Origin of the sequence: Pseudomonas sp. M2 (assembly GCF_015751845.1) — a bacterium.
GTDB classification, from domain to species: Bacteria; Pseudomonadota; Gammaproteobacteria; order Pseudomonadales; family Pseudomonadaceae; genus Aquipseudomonas; species Aquipseudomonas putida_E.
Map to the genome: position 1 here is coordinate 969,138 of NZ_JADOUD010000001.1, position 18,198 is coordinate 987,335.

The 18,198-nt window shown below is 62.7% G+C and carries 12 protein-coding genes and 2 pseudogenes; 4 read left to right on the forward strand and 10 right to left on the reverse strand.

The window, feature by feature from the left end; all coding sequences use genetic code 11:
* Nucleotides 1–448: 448 nt before the first annotated feature.
* The 7 genes from rpsA to mtnA form a co-directional block, all read right to left on the reverse strand.
* Entirely contained in the window at nt 449–2,125 is a 1,677-nt protein-coding gene (gene rpsA, locus IWW33_RS04640; protein WP_012313291.1) for a 30S ribosomal protein S1, read from the reverse strand.
* Between the two features lie 123 nt (nt 2,126–2,248).
* Nucleotides 2,249–2,935, reverse strand: coding sequence for a (d)CMP kinase (gene cmk, locus IWW33_RS04645; RefSeq protein ID WP_046787379.1), 687 nt, complete (start codon nt 2,933–2,935; stop codon nt 2,249–2,251).
* The gene (locus IWW33_RS04650; protein WP_196914245.1) at nt 2,932–5,172 is read right to left on the reverse strand and encodes a bifunctional prephenate dehydrogenase/3-phosphoshikimate 1-carboxyvinyltransferase; all 2,241 of its coding nucleotides are present in this window, start codon (nt 5,170–5,172) and stop codon (nt 2,932–2,934) included. The genes cmk and IWW33_RS04650 overlap by 4 nt, the downstream gene beginning before the upstream one ends.
* 160 nt (nt 5,173–5,332) lie before the next feature.
* Nucleotides 5,333–6,427: a prephenate dehydratase gene (gene pheA, locus IWW33_RS04655; protein ID WP_039604669.1), complete on the reverse strand. Its 1,095-nt coding sequence runs from the start codon at nt 6,425–6,427 to the stop codon at nt 5,333–5,335.
* Entirely contained in the window at nt 6,427–7,512 is a 1,086-nt protein-coding gene (serC, locus tag IWW33_RS04660) for a 3-phosphoserine/phosphohydroxythreonine transaminase (protein WP_039604670.1), read from the reverse strand. The genes pheA and serC overlap by 1 nt, the downstream gene beginning before the upstream one ends.
* 252 nt (nt 7,513–7,764) lie before the next feature.
* Complete coding sequence (gene gyrA, locus IWW33_RS04665; protein WP_012313286.1) at nt 7,765–10,536, reverse strand: DNA gyrase subunit A; 2,772 nt, start codon at nt 10,534–10,536, stop codon at nt 7,765–7,767.
* A 314-nt stretch (nt 10,537–10,850) separates the two neighbouring features.
* The gene (gene mtnA / locus IWW33_RS04670; protein ID WP_039602966.1) at nt 10,851–11,927 is read right to left on the reverse strand and encodes an S-methyl-5-thioribose-1-phosphate isomerase; all 1,077 of its coding nucleotides are present in this window, start codon (nt 11,925–11,927) and stop codon (nt 10,851–10,853) included.
* Between the two features lie 110 nt (nt 11,928–12,037).
* Between mtnA and ubiG the strand changes: the two genes are divergently transcribed.
* The 3 genes from ubiG to IWW33_RS04685 are packed head-to-tail and all read left to right on the forward strand — an operon-like array spanning nt 12,038 to nt 14,194.
* Nucleotides 12,038–12,736, forward strand: coding sequence for a bifunctional 2-polyprenyl-6-hydroxyphenol methylase/3-demethylubiquinol 3-O-methyltransferase UbiG (gene ubiG, locus IWW33_RS04675; protein ID WP_046787382.1), 699 nt, complete (start codon nt 12,038–12,040; stop codon nt 12,734–12,736).
* A 2-nt stretch (nt 12,737–12,738) separates the two neighbouring features.
* Nucleotides 12,739–13,410 (forward strand): N-acetylmuramic acid 6-phosphate phosphatase MupP, encoded by a 672-nt coding sequence (mupP, locus tag IWW33_RS04680; protein ID WP_012313283.1) that lies wholly within the window; start codon nt 12,739–12,741, stop codon nt 13,408–13,410.
* A 43-nt stretch (nt 13,411–13,453) separates the two neighbouring features.
* Nucleotides 13,454–14,194 carry a YciK family oxidoreductase gene (locus IWW33_RS04685; protein WP_046787383.1) on the forward strand — a complete coding sequence of 247 codons (741 nt, stop codon included), beginning with the start codon at nt 13,454–13,456 and terminating at the stop codon, nt 14,192–14,194.
* A 135-nt stretch (nt 14,195–14,329) separates the two neighbouring features.
* On the opposite strand, the pseudogene IWW33_RS04690 reads toward IWW33_RS04685, so the two are convergent.
* Nucleotides 14,330–14,581, reverse strand: a pseudogene (locus IWW33_RS04690) (TenA family transcriptional regulator); the annotation flags it as partial.
* Nucleotides 14,582–14,596: 15 nt separating this feature from the next.
* On the opposite strand from IWW33_RS04690, the pseudogene IWW33_RS04695 reads away from it, so the two are divergent.
* A pseudogene (locus tag IWW33_RS04695) lies at nt 14,597–14,755 on the forward strand (YciK family oxidoreductase); the annotation flags it as partial.
* Between the two features lie 140 nt (nt 14,756–14,895).
* Here the strand turns inward: IWW33_RS04695 and IWW33_RS04700 are convergent.
* Both IWW33_RS04700 and IWW33_RS04705 read right to left on the reverse strand, forming a co-directional pair.
* Nucleotides 14,896–15,681 carry an iron-containing redox enzyme family protein gene (locus IWW33_RS04700; RefSeq protein ID WP_174142150.1) on the reverse strand — a complete coding sequence of 262 codons (786 nt, stop codon included), beginning with the start codon at nt 15,679–15,681 and terminating at the stop codon, nt 14,896–14,898.
* A gap of 39 nt (nt 15,682–15,720) precedes the next feature.
* A complete protein-coding gene (locus IWW33_RS04705; protein ID WP_196914246.1) occupies nt 15,721–18,177 on the reverse strand; it encodes an EAL domain-containing protein in 2,457 nt (818 codons plus the stop codon).
* Nucleotides 18,178–18,198 lie beyond the last annotated feature (21 nt).

Sequence of the window (18,198 nt, forward strand, 5' to 3'; positions counted from 1 at the left end):
AGCTTGGCTATGGATTGGCCAATGCTTTGCGCGCAGGTGCAGACTCGGTTGGGCCTGCTTTGCAGGCCATCGCCGGCAAGCCGGCTCCCACAGGGATCGTGCCAGCTTTTAGAAGTTGAGCAAGACAGTGGCTCTGACAAGGAGCTGCGTTAACTTTTAGAAATTGGTGAGACAGTTGATCCGCCGGGGATCGCGTTTGGCTGGGGTAATTTTTTGGAGGGGAGAAAGGGTGGCCTGGAGGGCAGGCTTTTTTATGCTGGCCGTAAAGAGCTTGGTTATGATGCATTGGCGATGCTTTGCGCGGCGGTTTAGACGCGGTTGGGCCTGCTCTGCAGGCCATCGCCGGCAAGCCGGCTCCTACAGGGTATAGCGTTAGGCTTGGGGAGATTTTGGGCATAAAAAAAGGGTGGCCCGAAGGCCACCCTTTTTTACACCGATCAAACAGAACTTAGTTCTGCTTGGCCATTGCTTCGCGCAGCAGCGCAGCCATGGTGGTATCGGCAGCCGCTTCCGGAGCGTTTTTCAGGCTCTGGATGGCTTCACGCTCTTCAGCGTCGTCTTTCGACTTGATCGACAGGCTGATCACGCGCGACTTGCGGTCAACGCTGATGATCTTGGCTTCGATCTCTTCGCCTTCCTTCAGAACGTTACGCGCATCTTCAACGCGGTCACGGCTGATTTCGGAAGCTTTCAGAGTGGCTTCGATGTCGTCGGCCAGGGTGACGATGGCGCCTTTGGCGTCAACTTCTTTCACGATGCCCTTGACGATAGCGCCCTTGTCGTTGACAGCAACGAAGTTGGAGAACGGATCGTCTTCCAGCTGCTTGATGCCCAGGGAGATGCGCTCGCGCTCTGGGTCAACCGACAGGATGACGGTTTCCAGCTCGTCGCCCTTCTTGAAACGACGTACGGCTTCTTCGCCGGTTTCGTTCCAGGAGATGTCGGACAGGTGAACCAGGCCGTCGATGCCGCCGTCCAGGCCGATGAAGATACCGAAGTCGGTGATCGACTTGATGGTACCGGTGATCTTGTCACCCTTGTTGAACTGGCCGGAGAAGTCTTCCCATGGGTTGGACTTGCACTGCTTGATGCCCAGGGAGATACGACGACGCTCTTCGTCGATGTCCAGAACCATGACTTCCACTTCGTCGCCAACCTGAACGACTTTCGACGGGTGGATGTTCTTGTTGGTCCAGTCCATTTCGGAAACGTGTACCAGGCCTTCAACGCCTTCTTCCAGCTCAGCGAAGCAGCCGTAGTCGGTCAGGTTGGTAACGCGAGCCTGTACGCGGGTACCTTCTGGGTAACGCGCAGTGATAGCAACCCACGGATCTTCGCCCATCTGCTTCAGACCCAGCGAAACGCGGTTGCGCTCACGGTCGAACTTCAGAACGCGTACGTCGACTTCGTCGCCAACGTTAACGATTTCGGAAGGATGCTTGATGCGCTTCCAGGCCATGTCGGTGATGTGCAGCAGGCCGTCGATGCCGCCCAGGTCCACGAATGCGCCGTAGTCGGTGAGGTTCTTGACGATACCTTTGACTTGCTGGCCTTCCTGCAGGGTTTCCAGCAGGGCTTCGCGCTCGGCGGAGTTCTCGGCTTCCAGCACGCTGCGACGGGAAACGACAACGTTGTTGCGCTTCTGGTCCAGCTTGATGACCTTGAATTCCAGCTCTTTGCCTTCCAGGTGGGTGGTGTCGCGCACAGGGCGGACATCAACCAGGGAGCCCGGCAGGAACGCACGGATGCCGTTAACGTCGACAGTGAAGCCGCCCTTAACCTTACCGTTGATAACGCCCTTGACCACTTCTTCGGCGGCGAAAGCTGCTTCCAGAACAATCCAGCACTCGGCGCGCTTGGCTTTTTCACGGGACAGTTTGGTTTCGCCAAAGCCGTCTTCGACCGCGTCCAGCGCAACGTGAACTTCGTCACCGACCTTGATGGTCAGCTCGCCAGCTTCGTTGTAGAACTGCTCGAGCGGGATGACGCCCTCGGACTTCAGGCCAGCGTGTACGGTAACCCAGTCGCCGTCGATGTCGACAACGATACCGGAGATGATCGCACCCGGCTGAAGATTGAGGGTTTTCAGGCTTTCTTCAAAGAGTTCTGCAAAGCTTTCGCTCATTTTAATTCCTGTAGATTCGGGCGAAACAGACGCCCATCGCCACACTCCAGACAATGTGGGTTTCGTTAAGTAAAGGAAAGCGGGCAGGACGTTGACTGGTGCCCCTGCCTGCTTTCCTGACGATCAGACCAAGTCGCGCTGGGCGAGCTCGCTCCTGATACGGTGCAGCACCTGCTCGATGGACAGCTCCGTGGAGTCCAGCTGAATGGCATCGGCCGCCGGCTTGAGCGGGGCCACTGCGCGCTGGGTGTCGCGCTCATCGCGCGCACGAATCTCATCTAGCAGACTCGACAGACTAACATCTTCGCCTTTGCCCTTCAACTGCAGGTAGCGGCGACGGGCACGCTCCTCGGCACTGGCGGTCAAAAACACCTTGAGCGGCGCGTCCGGGAACACCACGGTGCCCATGTCGCGGCCATCGGCGATCAGGCCCGGCGCTTCGCGGAAAGCGCGCTGGCGCTGCAGCAGGGCTTCGCGCACTGCCGGCAGGGACGCCACCATGGACGCCCCGGCACCGACCGTCTCGGTGCGGATGACATTGCTGACGTCCTCACCTTCGAGAATGATCTGTTGCAGCTTACCCGGCTCGGCGGCGATGAACTGCACATCCAGATGGGCGGCCAGGGCCTTGAGCAGTTCTTCGTTGGTCAGGTCGACACCGTGGTTGCTGGCGTTGAACGCCAGCAGGCGGTAAAGCGCGCCGGAATCCAGCAGCCGCCAGCCCAGTTCGCGCGCCAACAGGCCTGCGACGGTGCCCTTGCCCGAGCCGCTCGGGCCATCGATGGTGATGACCGGCGCTTGTAAATTCACGACTTGCCCTCTTCTGCCACGCGAATACCCACTTCGGCGCACAGCGCGAGGAAGTTGGGGAACGAGGTGGCGACGTTGGCGCAATCATGGATACGGATTGGCGCGCTGGCGCGCAGCGAGGCAACGCTGAAGGCCATGGCGATACGGTGGTCGCCGTGGCCATGCACTTCGCCACCGCCAATCTGGCCGCCGTCGATGATGATGCCGTCGGGGGTTGGCTCGCACTTCACGCCCAGGGCGATCAGGCCGTCGGCCATTACCTGGATACGGTCGGACTCTTTCACCCGCAGCTCTTCCGCGCCACGCAGCACGGTACGCCCTTCGGCACAGGCAGCGGCCACGAACAGCACCGGGAATTCGTCAATGGCCAGCGGCACCAGGTGCTCAGGGATATCGATACCCTTGAGCTTGGCACCGCGCACACGCAGGTCGGCCACTGGTTCGCCGCCGACTTCACGCTGGTTTTCCAGGGTGATGTCGCCGCCCATCAGGCGCAGGATGTCGATGACACCGGTGCGGGTCGGGTTGATGCCGACATGTTCGAGCACCAGCTCCGAGCCCTGGGCAATGGATGCTGCCACCAGGAAGAACGCAGCCGAGGAGATGTCTGCGGGCACTTCGATGCGGGTGGCAGTGAGCTTGCCGCCGGACTGCAGCGAAGCCACCGGGCCGTTGGACTCCACCGCATAGCCGAAGCCGCGCAGCATGCGCTCGGTGTGGTCACGGGTGGGCGCAGGCTCGGTAACGGTGGTTTTGCCTTCGGCGTACAGGCCGGCCAGCAGCAGGCAGGATTTGACCTGGGCACTGGCCATCGGCAGCGTGTAGGTCAGCGCCTTGAGCGTGTGGCCACCGCGAATGGTCAGTGGTGGGCGGCCGTCCGGGCCGGTTTCGACCACCGCGCCCATTTCGCGCAGCGGGTTGGCCACGCGGTTCATCGGGCGCTTGGACAGCGAGGCATCGCCGGTCATGGTCACGTCGAACGACTGGCCGGCCAGCAGGCCCGAGAGCAGGCGCATGGAGGTGCCGGAGTTGCCCACGTAGATCGGCCCGGGCGGTGGCTTGAGGCCGTGCAGGCCGACACCGTGGATGGTCACGCGACCGTGGTTCGGGCCTTCGATGACCACCCCCATGTCACGGAAAGCCTGAAGGGTCGCCAGGGCGTCCTCACCTTCGAGGAAGCCTTCGACTTCGGTCGTGCCTTCGGCCAGGGAGCCGAGCATGATCGAACGGTGGGAAATCGACTTGTCGCCCGGTACGCGGATTCGCCCGGTCAGGCGGCCACCCGGTTGGGCCAGGAAAATCAGATCGTTGGCGTTCATAGCGTCCACATAGGCCCGGCGGGCCAAGATTTTACTGAAATGCTCGCGGGCAACCCGAGCGCGGGTGAATACACCCAGCAACTGGTGCCCGTCCCCTGCATCGACCGCGTCGCGCAAGGCGTCGAGGTCGCTGCGAAAAGTGTCCAGGGTGCGCAGGACAGCCTCGCGGTTGGCGAGGAAGATGTCATGCCACATGGTCGGATCGCTGCCGGCGATTCTGGTGAAATCGCGGAAACCACCGGCAGCGTACCGGAAGATCTCAAGGTTTTCATTGCGCTTGGCCAATGAATCGACCAGGCCGAACGCCAGCAAGTGCGGCAGGTGGCTGGTGGCGGCCAGTACTTCGTCGTGGCGCTCGACTGGCATGTGCTCCACGTCGGCCTCCAGCGCACGCCACAGGCGGTCGACCAGGGCCAGGGCGGCGGGGTCGGTTTCGGGCAGCGGCGTGAGGATGACCTTGTGGCGGCGGAACAGGGTGGCGTTGGAGGCCTCTACCCCGCTCTGCTCGGAGCCGGCGATGGGGTGGCCGGGCACGAAGTGGCGCAGGCGGTCGCCGAACACCTCACGCGCAGCACGCACCACATTGCCTTTGGCGCTGCCGACATCGGTGATGACGGCGCTGCCCAGGTCCAGTTGCGCCAGGCGCGCCAGGAGCTTTTCCATGGCCAGGATCGGTACCGCCAGCTGGATGACGTCGGCGCCGACACAGGCGGCAGCGAGGTCTTCTTCGCAGCGGTCGACCACACCCAGGGCCACAGCCTGCTTGCGTGAAGGGGCATCCAGGTCGACGCCGACCACTTCGCGGCACAGGCCGCTTTCACGCAGGCCTTTGGCGAAGGAGCCGCCGATCAGGCCCAGGCCTACGACGACGAGGCGGCCGATGAGCGGTGCGGGGTTGTTGTTTGCTGCATTTACCACTGGTACGAACCCTGTTCAGAAATCAGGACAGTCTTTGGGACCGCAGGGGGCTGCTTTGCAGCCCATCGCGACACAAGGCCGCTCCTACAAGGGATTGCAGACGCCTGTAGGAGCGGCCTTGCGTCGCGATGGGGCGCAAAGCGCCCCCAACAACCTTGAATCAAAGCACCGCCTTTGGATACGAGCCCAGTACCTTCAGCGCCACAGCCTCTTGGCTGATCTTCTCCAGCACGGCCTTGATCAGCGGGTCGCGGTGGTGGCCTACGAAGTCGATGAAGAACACGTAGGTCCACTTGCCACTGCGCGACGGGCGGGTCTCGATGCGGGTCAGGTCGATGCCGTTGTCGTGGAACGGCACCAGCAGTTCGTGCAGGGCACCTGGCTTGTTGCTCATCGAAACGATGATCGAGGTCTTGTCGTCGCCGGTCGGCGGCACTTCCTGGTTGCCGATCATCAAGAAGCGCGTGGAGTTGTCCGGGCGGTCTTCGATCTTCTCGGCCAGGCGGGTCAACCCGTACAGGTTGGCGGCCATGTCGCCGGCGATCGCCGCCGAATTCCACTCGCCCTTGACCCGCTTGGCCGCCTCGGCATTGCTCGACACCGCCACGCGCTCCACGTTCGGGTAGTGCGCGTCCAGCCATTTGCGGCACTGGGCCAGCGACTGGGCATGCGAGTAGATGCGGGTGATGCTGTCAGTCTTGGTGCTTTCGCCCACCAGCAGGTGATGGTGAATGCGCAGCTCGACTTCGCCGCAGATCACCATGTCGTGCTCGAGGAAGCTGTCCAGGGTGTGGCTGACCGCACCCTCGGTGGAGTTTTCCACCGGCACCACGCCGAAATTGACAGCGCCGGCCGCCACTTCGCGGAACACTTCGTCGATGGCTGCCATCGGGCGGCTGATCACGGCGTGGCCGAAGTGTTTCATGGCCGCGGCCTGGGTGAAGGTGCCTTCAGGCCCCAGGTAGGCGATTTTCAGCGGCTCTTCCAGGGCCAGGCAGGACGACATGATCTCGCGGAACAACCGCGCCATCTCTTCGTTGCCCAGCGGCCCCTTGTTGCGCTCCATCACGCGCTTGAGCACGGCAGCTTCACGCTCAGGGCGGTAGAACACCGGCTGCTCGCCTTCGGCCAGCGAGGCGGTCTTGACCTTGGCCACTTCCTGGGCGCAACGGGCGCGGTCGCTGATCAGCTCGAGGATTTTCTCGTCGAGGCTGTCGATGCGCACGCGCAGCGCCTTGAGCTCATGTTCGGACATCAGCCGTGCTCCTTCTCGAATTCGGCCATGTAGGCCACCAGCGCCTCGACAGCGTCCAGGCCCAGGGCGTTGTAGATCGAAGCGCGCATGCCGCCCACCGAGCGGTGGCCCTTGAGGTTGAGCAGGCCACGGGCATCGGCGCCGGCCAGGAAGGCCTTGTCCAGGCGCTCATCGGCCAGGCGGAACGGCACGTTCATCCACGAACGGGCGTTGTGGCTGATCGGGTTGGTGTAGAACTCGCTGGCGTCGATGAAGCCGTACAGGCGGTCCTTCTTGGCGCGGTTGCGCTGTTCCATGGCGTCGACGCCACCCTGCTCCTTGAGCCACTCGAAAACCAGGCCCGAGAGGTACCAGGAATAGGTGGCAGGGGTGTTGTACATCGAACCGTTGTCGGCCGAGACCTTGTAGTCGAGCATGGTCGGGCAGCTGCTGCGGGCGTGGCCCAGCAGGTCTTCGCGAACGATCACCACCACCAGGCCGCTCGGGCCGATGTTCTTCTGCGCGCCGGCGTAGATCAGGCCGTACTGCGACACGTCGATCGGGCGCGAGAGGATGTCGGAGGACATGTCGACCACCAGCGGAACGTCACCGGTTTGCGGCACCCAGTCGAACTGCAGGCCGCCGATGGTCTCGTTGGAGGCGTAGTGGACGTACGCTGCGTTCTTGGTCAGTTGCCACTCGTTCTGGCCAGGGATGGCCAGGTAGTCGTATGGCTTGGCGCTGGCGGCGACGTTGACGTTGCCGAAACGGCGCGCTTCTTCGATGGCCTTTTTCGACCAGATGCCGGTTTCGACGTAGTCGGCAGTGCCGTTCTCCGGCAGCAGGTTCAGCGGGATCTCGGCGAACTGCTGGCTGGCGCCGCCCTGCAGGAACAGGACTTTGTAGTTGGAGGGGACGGACAGCAGGTCACGCAGGTCCTGCTCGGCCTTTTCGGCAATGGCCACGTAATCGTCGCTGCGATGGCTCATTTCCATCACTGACAAGCCCTTGCCATGCCAGTCCAGCATTTCGGCCTGGGCGCGCTGCAGGACAGCTTCAGGAAGCGCGGCAGGGCCTGCGCAGAAGTTAAAGGCTCGTTTGCTCACATCCACTCTCGCTCTGCCAAATAGAACAAAATCGTTTGTTGCAGGCCGCGCACCCCTGTAGGAGCGGCCTCGTGTCGCGAAAGGGCTGCGCAGCAGCCCCCGCGATAGTTGTTGCGCTGCTTAACCCTGGGACCGCCAGGCGACCCTTTCACCACACAAGGCCGCCCCAAAAAAAGGCAGGTCCTGCTGTTGCCTGCTGTAATCAGTCAAACGGGGCGACCTTGGTCGCCCCGTTCGGGTTGTTGCGCTTGCTTACTCTTGCGGTGCCTCTTCGGCGCCCGCATTGTCATCGTCCGCCGCTTCCGGCGCATCGAGCTCCACGCCCTCCTCGTCCGCCCCGACCAGTTCGTCGAGCTCTTCCTCGGAAGGCTCCTGGATACGCTCCAGGCCTACCAGCGTTTCGTCTGCAGCCAGCTTGATCAGGGTTACGCCCTGGGTGTTACGGCTCAGGCTGGATACCTCGCCAACCCGTGTGCGCACCAGCGTGCCCTGGTCGGAGATCAGCATGATCTCTTCACCTTCCTGCACCTGGATAGCACCGATCAGCAGGCCATTGCGCCCCTTGGTGCCCATGGCGATCACGCCCTGGCCACCACGGCCGCGGCGCGGGAACTTGGACAGCGGGGTACGCTTGCCGAAGCCACGCTCGGACGCGGTAAGGATCTGCGCACCAGACTCCGGGATCAGCATCGAGATGATCTGCTGCCCCTTGCCCAGCTTCATGCCGCGCACACCACGGGCGGTACGGCCCATTTCGCGCACCACGCTCTCGGCGAAGCGGATCACCTTGCCGGCGTCGGAGAACATCATGACTTCCTTGGCGCCGTCGGTGATTGCCGCGGCAATCAGGGTGTCGCCTTCCTTCAGCTTCAAGGCGATCAGGCCATTGGAGCGCGGACGGGCGAACTGCACCAGCGGCGTTTTCTTGACGGTACCGGAAGCGGTGGCCATGAAGATGTACGCGCCAGTCGGCTCGGCCACCCACTCAGGGGTGTCGCCCTCTTCTTCGTCGATTTCTTCAGCCTCGACCACTTCGCCTTCGATCACGCCCTCGTCGCCGTCTTCCAGCTCTTCATCCGGGTCGGCGCTCTGCTGCAGGGCCTCGAGGTCGATCTGCAGCATGGCGGTGATGCGCTCACCCTCCTCCAGCGGCAGCAGGTTGACCAGCGGGCGACCACGCGCGGCGCGGGATGCCTCAGGGATCTCGTAGGTCTTCTTCCAGTACACCTTGCCCTTGCTGGAGAACAGCAGCAGGGTGGCGTGGCTGTTGGCGACCAGCAGGTGCTCGATGTAGTCCTCGTCCTTCACGCCGGTCGCCGACTTGCCTTTGCCGCCACGGCGCTGGGCCTGGTAAGCGGACAACGGCTGGGTCTTGGCATAGCCACCGTGGGAGATGGTCACCACGCGCTCTTCTTCCGGGATCATGTCGCCGTAGTTGAGGTCGTGGCTGGCGTTGAGAATCTCGGTGCGGCGCGCATCGCCGTATTCGGCGCGGATCGCTTCGAGTTCTTCGCGGATCACTTCCATCAGGCGCTCGGCGCTGCTGAGGATGCGGATCAGTTCGCCGATCTGCTCGAGAATTTCCTGGTACTCGGCCAGCAGCTTCTCGTGCTCGAGGCCGGTCAGGCGGTGCAGGCGCAGGTCGAGGATCGCCTGGGCCTGTTCCGGCGACAGGTAGTACTTGCCATCGCGCAGGCCGTATTGCTCGGGCAGGTCTTCAGGGCGGCAGGAATCGGCGCCGGCGCGCTCGACCATGACCTGCACGGCACTGGATTCCCAGGCAGTGGCAATCAGCGCTTCCCGGGCTTCGGACGGCGTCGGCGAGGCCTTGATCAGTGCGATGACTGGGTCGATGTTGGACAGCGCGACCGCCTGGCCTTCAAGGATATGGCCACGCTCACGGGCCTTGCGCAGCTCGAACACGGTACGGCGCGTGACCACTTCACGGCGGTGACGGACGAACGCTTCGAGCAGGTCCTTGAGGTTGAGCACGCGCGGGCGGCCGTCGATCAGTGCCACCACGTTGATGCCGAACACGCTCTGCAGCTGGGTTTGCTGATAGAGGTTGTTGAGCACCACCTCCGGCACCTCGCCGCGGCGCAGCTCGATGACGATGCGCATGCCGTCCTTGTCGGACTCGTCGCGCAGCTCGGTGATGCCTTCGATCTTCTTGTCTTTGACCAGCTCGGCGATCTTCTCGATCAGGCGCGCCTTGTTCAGCTGGTACGGCAGCTCGGTGACGACGATCTGCTGGCGGCCACCGACCTTGTCGATGTCTTCGATCTCGGAGCGCGCACGCATGTAGATGCGGCCACGGCCGGTACGGTACGCCTCGATGATGCCTTGGCGGCCGTTGATGATGCCGGCAGTCGGGAAGTCGGGGCCGGGGATGAACTGCATCAGCTCGTCGACGGTGACTTCCGGGTTGTCGATCAGCGCCAGGCAGCCGTCGATGACTTCACCGAGGTTGTGCGGCGGAATGTTGGTCGCCATGCCCACGGCGATACCGCTGGAACCGTTGACCAGCAGGTTGGGGATGCGGGTGGGCATGACCGCCGGGATCTGCTCGGTGCCGTCGTAGTTGGGCACCCAGTCGACGGTTTCCTTGTGCAGGTCGGCCAGCAGCTCGTGGGCCAGCTTGGCCATGCGCACTTCGGTGTATCGCATCGCCGCGGCGTTGTCGCCGTCGACCGAACCGAAGTTGCCCTGGCCGTCGACCAGCAGGTAGCGCAGCGAGAATGGCTGGGCCATACGCACGATGGTGTCGTAGACCGCAGTGTCGCCGTGCGGGTGGTACTTACCGATCACGTCACCGACCACACGGGCGGATTTCTTGTACGGCTTGTTCCAGTCGTTGCCCAGTTCGCTCATCGCAAAGAGAACGCGACGATGCACGGGCTTCAAGCCGTCACGTGCATCGGGCAGCGCTCGCCCGACAATCACGCTCATCGCGTAGTCGAGGTAAGACTGTCTCAGTTCGTCTTCGATATTGACCGGGAGGATTTCTTTGGCCAGTTCGCCCATGAGAAGCCTGATTCCTTTTTCTGGTGAAACTTCGCAGCTCCATCAAGGGCCGAACGAAGCTCGCCGCCGCAGCGCATAAGGGTGCGACGACTTACGACAAATCAATGAGTTGTGCCATGGATCTGCGCAATGAAGGCCGCCGTCATGGGCGGTCTTGGAAACTGCCGGATGTTATCACAAAGGCAGTAGCGGTGGGGAGATATGGCGCAGGGGGTGGAAGGGGGTTTTGTGGGAATTGTTGACGTGATTGGCGCCGATGCCGGATTACCGGCGCTCGGCCTCCCACACTCCCTCTCCCACCCCACCCCAAACGGTCAATGCAGGCGTTTGCGGCACATCAATTGTGCCAATTTGGCGGTATCCGGCCGTTCAACGACGCCCTTCTCAGTCACGATCACATCGATCAGGTCAGCCGGGGTCACGTCGAACACCGGATTGAACACCTCCACCTGCGGTGCCACGCGGGTGCCGGCGTAATCCAGCAATTCGTCGGCATCACGCTCTTCCAGCGGGATGTCTTCACCTGTGGCCAGGTTGAGGTCGATGCTGGTGCTGGGCGCCACCACCATGAACCGCACGCCATGGTGCATGGCGCTCACTGCCAGCTGGTAAGTGCCGATCTTGCTCGCCACGTCGCCGTTGGCGGCAATGCAATCAGCGCCGACCACCACCCAGGTGATGCCCTTGCTTTTCATCAGGTGGGCCAGCGCCGAATCGGCGCACAGGGTCACCGGAATGCCTTCATTGGCCAGCTCCCAGGCGGTCAGGCGCGAACCCTGCAGCCAGGGCCGGGTTTCGCCGGCATAGACGCGCTCGACCATGCCTTCGAGAAAGCCTGCGCGGATCACCCCCAACGCCGTACCGAAACCGCCACTGGCCAGGGCACCGGCGTTGCCGTAGGTCAGCAGGGCCTGCTCGCTGCCCTGGTGGCGGCGGATCAGCTCGATGCCCTGCTGGGCCATGGTCAGGTTGGCCTCACGGTCGCTTTCGTGAATGGCCACGGCCTCGGCCTCCAGCGCGGCCAGCACATCCTCGCCTGGGCGCAGGCGCTGCAGGCGCTCACGCATGCGGTTGAGCGCCCAGAACAGGTTGGCGGCGGTAGGCCGCGCCTCGGCCAGGCTGAGAAAATCCTCTTCCAGGTCCATTTCCCAGTCGCCGCCCTCGGCCAGGCGCTCTTCCAGGGCCAGCACCAGGCCATAGGCGGCAGCGATGCCGATGGCCGCCGCACCCCGCACAGCCATGTCGCGGATCGCCGCCGCCACCTGCGCAACATTGTCGCAGGCCAGCCAGCGTTCTTGCGAAGGCAGCAGGCGCTGGTCGAGCAGGTGCAAGGCGCCGTGGTGCCACCGGATACCGGTCACCTTCTCCGCCGCCATAAGTCGCTCGCGCATCACCTCTCCCTGACTTTCGCATATCAAAAGCGGACGATTATAGCGACCAACAGCCTTGGGCGCTCGGGTATACTCCGGCGCAATTCGTAGAAGTTTCAGAGGACTGTTCAATGAGCAACGTCGACCACGCCGAAATCGCCAAGTTTGAAGCCTTGGCGCACCGCTGGTGGGACCGCGAGAGCGAGTTCAAGCCGCTGCACGACATCAATCCGCTGCGCGTCAACTGGATCGACGAGCGCGTCAGCCTGGCTGGCAAGAAGGTGCTGGACGTCGGCTGCGGCGGCGGCATCCTCAGCGAAGCCATGGCCTTGCGCGGCGCCACCGTCACCGGCATCGACATGGGCGAAGCGCCATTGGCCGTGGCCCAGCTGCACCAGCTGGAGTCGGGCGTGGAGGTGGAGTACCGGCAAATCACCGCCGAGGCCCTGGCTGAAGAGATGCCCGAGCAGTTCGATGTGGTCACCTGCCTTGAAATGCTCGAGCACGTGCCCGACCCGTCCTCGGTCATCCGCGCCTGCTACCGCATGGTCAAGCCGGGTGGCCAGGTGTTCTTCTCGACCATCAACCGCAACCCCAAGGCCTACCTGCTGGCCATCATCGGCGCCGAATACATCCTCAAGATGCTGCCGCGCGGTACCCACGACTTCAAGAAGTTCATCCGCCCCTCCGAGCTGGGTGCCTGGAGCCGCGTGGCCGGCCTTGAGGTCAAGGACATCATCGGCCTGACCTACAACCCGTTGACCAAGCACTACAAGCTCAGCAGCGATGTGGACGTCAACTACATGATCCAGACCCTGCGCGAGGAATGAGCATGCGTTTGCGAGCGGTACTTTTTGACATGGACGGCACCCTGCTCGACACGGCGCCGGACTTCATCGCCATTTGCCAGGCCATGCTCGCCGAGCGCGGCCTGCCGGCCATCGACGACAAGCTGATCCGCGATGTGATTTCCGGCGGCGCGCGGGCGATGGTCGCCGCGACCTTCGCCATGAGCCCGCAGGATGAAGGTTTCGAGGCCCTGCGCCTGGAGTTCCTCGAGCGCTACCAGCGTGACTGCGCGGTGCACAGCAAGCTGTTCGACGGCATGGGCGAACTGCTGGCCGATATCGAGCGGGGCAACCTGCTGTGGGGCGTGGTGACCAACAAGCCGGTCCGCTTCGCCGAGCCGATCATGCAGCGCCTGGGCCTGGCCGAGCGTTCGGCACTGCTGATCTGCCCGGATCACGTGAAAAACAGCAAGCCCGACCCGGAGCCGCTGATCCTGGCCTGCAAGACCTTGAACCTGGACCCGGCCAGCGTGCTGTTCGTCGGCGACGACCTGCGCGACATCGAGTCTGGCCGCGATGCCGGCACGCGCACGGCGGCCGTGCGCTACGGCTATATTCACCCAGAAGACAACCCGAACAACTGGGGCGCCGACGTGGTGGTGGACCACCCGCTGGAACTGCGCAAGGTGCTCGACAGCGCCCTGTGCGGGTGCTGATCTTTTAGCGGCAAGCTGCAAGCTTCAACTCAAGGACAAACGCATGTTCGACTATACCGCCCGCCCCGACCTGCTCAAGGGCCGCGTCATCATGGTCACCGGCGCTGGCCGTGGCATCGGTGCAGCGGCCGCCAAGGCTTATGCCGCCTTGGGCGCCACTGTGCTGCTGCTGGGCAAGACCGAAGCCAACCTGAACGAGGTCTACGATGAAATCGAGGCCGCCGGCCACCCGCAGCCGGTGGTGATCCCGTTCAACCTGGAAACCGCCCTGCCCCACCAGTACGACGAACTGGCGGTGATGGTCGAGGAACAGTTCGGCCGCCTGGACGGGCTGCTCAACAATGCCTCGATCATCGGCCCGCGCACGCCGCTGGAGCAGCTCTCGGGCGACAACTTCATGCGGGTGATGCACATCAACGTCGATGCCACGTTCATGCTCACCAGCACCCTGCTGCCGCTGCTCAAGCTGTCGGAGGACGCCTCGGTGGTGTTCACCTCCAGCAGCGTCGGGCGCAAGGGGCGGGCTTACTGGGGCGCTTATGGCGTGTCCAAATTCGCTACCGAAGGCCTGATGCAGACCTTGGCAGACGAGCTGGAAGGTGTGGCACCGGTGCGCTCCAACAGCATCAACCCCGGGGCTACCCGCACGGCGATGCGGGCCCAGGCCTACCCGAGCGAGAACCCGCAGAACAACCCGCTGCCTGAAGAGATCATGCCGGTGTACCTGTACCTGATGGGGCCGGACAGTACCGGCGTGAATGGGCAGGCCTTTAACGCTCAGTAGGGCTTGAAACCGATGGGGCCGCTTTGCGGCCCTTCGCGACACAAGGCCGCTCCTACAGCGGTGCCGTTGAATCCGGCATCAAATCTGTAGGAGCGGCCTTGTGTCGCGAAAGGGCTGCAAAGCAGCCCCAAGCATTCAGCCCGCAGCCAAGGTCGGGCGCATGCGCCCTTGCTGGCGGCCCTCCAGCTGCATGCACCGTTCCAGGAACAGGTACATGCAGTCATAACTTTTGCAGATCGCCTTGCGCAGCTCATTGCGCAACCCCAAGGTCGGGTTTTCGCCAGCCAGCGTACAGATGATCTCCAGCGCCTCCCACGGGTGCGCATCGTCATACTGCGCATGCATCTTCAACCACTTCATGGCGCGCTTGCGCTGGTCCTCCGGGAAGCCCATGGCGTAGGTATCAACCCGGGGGCTACCCGTACGGCGATGCGGGCCCAGGCCTACCCGAGCGAGAACCCGCAGAACAATCCACTGCCTGAAGAGATCATGCCGGTGTACCTGTACCTGATGGGGCCGGACAGTATCGGGGTGAACGGGCAGGCCTTTAACGCTCAGTAGGGCTTGAAACCGATGGGGCCGCTTTGCGGCCCTTCGCGACACGAGGCCGCTCCTACAGGATAGCGGTACCGTTGAATCCGGCATCAAATCTGTAGGAGCGGCCTTGTGTCGCGAAAGGGCTGCAAAGCAGCCCCAGACATTCAGCCAGCAGCCAAGGTCGGGCGCATGCGCCCTTGCTGGCGGCCCTCCAGCTGCATGCACCGCTCCAGGAACAGGTACATGCAGTCATAACTTTTGCAGATCGCCTTGCGCAGTTCGTTGCGCAACCCCAAGGTCGGGTTTTCGCCAGCCAGGGTACAGATGATCTCCAGCGCCTCCCACGGGTGCGCATCGTCATACTGCGCATGCATCTTCAACCACTTCATGGCGCGCTTGCGCTGGCCCTCCGGGAAGCCCATGGCGTAGGTGTCTTCAGCACAGACCACCGCCGACCACTCCCCCGTCGCCCCTTCAATGGCATAGTTGGTAGCCGCCATGGCAATGGCCAGCGACTCGGTGGTACACACTCGCCAGCACCAGTCATTGAGGCCATTGAGCTCGGCGGGCACTTCCTGGGACTGCAGCTCGTGCAGGTGAATGCCATGGGCATGGCACCAGTGCACCCAGTAATCGGCATGGTGGAGCTCCACGCGGATATTGCGCATCAGCCAGCGCCGCGCCATGTCTTCGCCCGGATGGCGGGCATAGCGGGTCTTGGTCAGGTTGTGGGCCATGTACAACGAAAACTGCTCGACCACCGGCCAGCCACCGATCAGGTACTGGCGTATGGTGGCTTGGCGCAACTGGCCATCGCGCAGGCGCTGGTAGAACTCATGCTCCACCACCCGACGCTTGCCCGGGCGGCAATCTTCGATCAGTTGCTGGGCCCATTGGGGGTAACTGGCCGGGTCCATCAAAGGCCCGATACGGACGAATGCATCAATCACTTTTCAGCTCCTTGATCCCTGTGATTTACCAACGCTACTTCAGCGAAAGGTTCCAGGCGCCCGATGCAGCAGGGGCCGTGCAGCAATCCGTTGGCGCTGCAGACTGTCGCAAGTGAATACCTGCGGTCGTTCGATCAGATAGCCCTGGGCGTAGTCCACGCCGATCTCTTGCAAGGCCTGCTCGATCAACGGAGTTTCAACGAACTCGGCAATGGTCCGTTTACCCATGACGTGGCCGATGTGATTGATGACTTCGACCATGGCCCGGTTGACCGGATCATCCAGCATATCTTTGACAAAACTTCCGTCGATCTTCAAGAAGTCGACAGGTAAATGTTTCAAATAAGCGAATGACGACATTCCGGCACAAAAGTCATCCAGCGAGAACTTGCAACCCAGCCCTTTCAATTCATTGATGAACCGGATGGCACTGCCGAGGTTGGCAATGGCACTGGTCTCGGTGATCTCGAAGCAGATCAGCCGTGGCGGAATCGAATATTCGACGAACAGGCGCCGCAGGTACTCCAGGAACTTGTCGTCACCGATACTCGACCCCGACAGGTTGATGGCACACATCGACAGCGGGCCCTCGCGCCCCTCATCCAGGCACTGGCGAATGACCTGGAACACATTGCGCACCACCCAGCGGTCGATCGCGGTCATCAGGCCATAGCGCTCGGCCGCCGGGATGAAGCTGTCAGGCAGGATGGTGCGGCCGCTTTCGTCTTGCAGGCGCAACAGAATCTCGACATGCCCTGGCCCTTCAAGCGCGGTGAGTGCGGCGATTTCCTGGGCATACAGGCAGAAGCGGTTCTCCTCCAGAGCGACGTGCAGGCGCTGTATCCAGGCCATTTCACCAAACCGCATCGACAGTTCACTGTCATCGGCATGGTAGACCTGGATGCGGTTGCGGCCCTTCTCCTTGGCCATGTAGCACGCCATGTCGGCTGCCCGCAGGGAGGCTTCCAGCGTGGCCGGGGCTTGCGCCATGTGCACCAGGCCGATACTCACGGTGGTGACGAACGGCCTGCCTTTCCATACGAAGTGCAGGCTTTGCACCGCCTGGCGCAGGCTTTCGGCAATGCGCTCGGCCTGTTCGCCCGGGCAGTTTTCCAGCAGCACGCCAAACTCATCGCCCCCCAGCCGGGCCAGGGTGTCGCCTTCGCGCAGCACCGATTGCAGCACGGCGCAGATGTGCCGCAGCAATTCATCACCGGTGGCATGCCCACAGGTATCGTTGACCAGCTTGAACTGGTCGAGGTCAAGGAACATCAGCGAATGCCGCCCACCCTGGCGCACCAGGTCGTTCAGTGCCTGCTCCAGGCGGTACTCGAATTCACGGCGGTTGGCCAGGCCGGTCAGGGCGTCATGGGTAGCCTGCCAGGACAGGTTGGCGATGTATTGGCGCTCCTGGGTCATGTCATGCAGCACCAGGACGATGCCCGCCACCTGCCCGTTGTTGATGATGGGCGAACCCACCAGGTTGATCGAAACCGTGCTGCCATCCAGGCGCTGGATCAACCGTGCATGTTCGGCACCCCCTTTGAGGCTGCCGCTGAGCACCTGTTCGAGCAAGGTGCTGCTGTCGTTCTGGGCCTGCTCGTCCACCAGGCTGAACAGTGCTGTCAACGGCAGGCCCACGGCCTGGCCTGCCTGCCAATGGGTGAGTTGCTCGGCCGCCGGGTTCATGTAGCCGATGCTGCCATCGACATCGGTGGTGATCACAGCATCGCCGATCGCCTGCAGGGTAATCTGCGCGCGTTCCTTTTCTTCCTGCAGGGCGCTGGCGAAGGCCTGGCGCTGGGCCAGCAGCTTGCTCGAACGGCGCCAGGCAAAGGTGATGAGGAACAGCGCGGTGAGCAGGTTGGTGACCAACAGCACGCGCAACAGCATGCGCGAGCCCTCGCCCAGGGCATCGCTGAAGGCTTTGGCTGCCGGGGTCACGCCTTCGTTGATGGCGACGATGCGGGCGCGCCATTGGCTGACCTGGCGCGGGCCGGCCTGGCCGCTGGCAAAACCCTCGCGCATCTCGTTGGCCAGCACATCCAGTTGCTTGAGGTAATCGTCACCGACATTCCAGTAGGCGATCGCCGCCTGCACATAGCTGATCTGGCTGAAATTGCGGTAGAACCAGATGATACGGTCGACGTCGTCGGGGTGATTGCCACCTTGCAAAACGGCCTGGCGCGCGACATCAAGGTCTGGATCAGGCAGGTCGAGCACCTCACGCATCTGCCGATCACCGTGGGGCACAGTGATGACCTGACGATAGCGCTGGTAGGTGCGTTCATCGCCAGTATCGGCATACAGGTTCAGGTAATAGATGGCGTCTTTCTGTGCCTTGGACCACAGGCTTTCGCCAGCGACATAGGCACGCACAGCCGACAGCGCGTACAGGCTGAAGCTGCCCAACAGGACCTGGAAGACTACAACGGCGATGAAGGGCCAGATGATACCCAGCAGCCTTGGCGCCTCTAGTGTGCGATGTCCCTTCATGAAGTCCCTGTCACAGAGCAG

What these genes read in the sequence shown, in the direction of transcription:
- rpsA (WP_012313291.1), bottom strand. Translation starts at nt 2,125, where the DNA reads ATGAGCGAAAGCTTTGCAGAACTCTTTGAAGAAAGCCTGAAAACCCTC.
- IWW33_RS04685 (WP_046787383.1), top strand. Translation starts at nt 13,454, where the DNA reads ATGTTCGACTATACCGCCCGCCCCGACCTGCTCAAGGGCCGCGTCATC.
- pheA (WP_039604669.1), bottom strand. Translation starts at nt 6,427, where the DNA reads ATGTCCGAACATGAGCTCAAGGCGCTGCGCGTGCGCATCGACAGCCTC.
- IWW33_RS04705 (WP_196914246.1), bottom strand. Translation starts at nt 18,177, where the DNA reads ATGAAGGGACATCGCACACTAGAGGCGCCAAGGCTGCTGGGTATCATC.
- ubiG (WP_046787382.1), top strand. Translation starts at nt 12,038, where the DNA reads ATGAGCAACGTCGACCACGCCGAAATCGCCAAGTTTGAAGCCTTGGCG.
- gyrA (WP_012313286.1), bottom strand. Translation starts at nt 10,536, where the DNA reads ATGGGCGAACTGGCCAAAGAAATCCTCCCGGTCAATATCGAAGACGAA.
- mtnA (WP_039602966.1), bottom strand. Translation starts at nt 11,927, where the DNA reads ATGCGCGAGCGACTTATGGCGGCGGAGAAGGTGACCGGTATCCGGTGG.
- mupP (WP_012313283.1), top strand. Translation starts at nt 12,739, where the DNA reads ATGCGTTTGCGAGCGGTACTTTTTGACATGGACGGCACCCTGCTCGAC.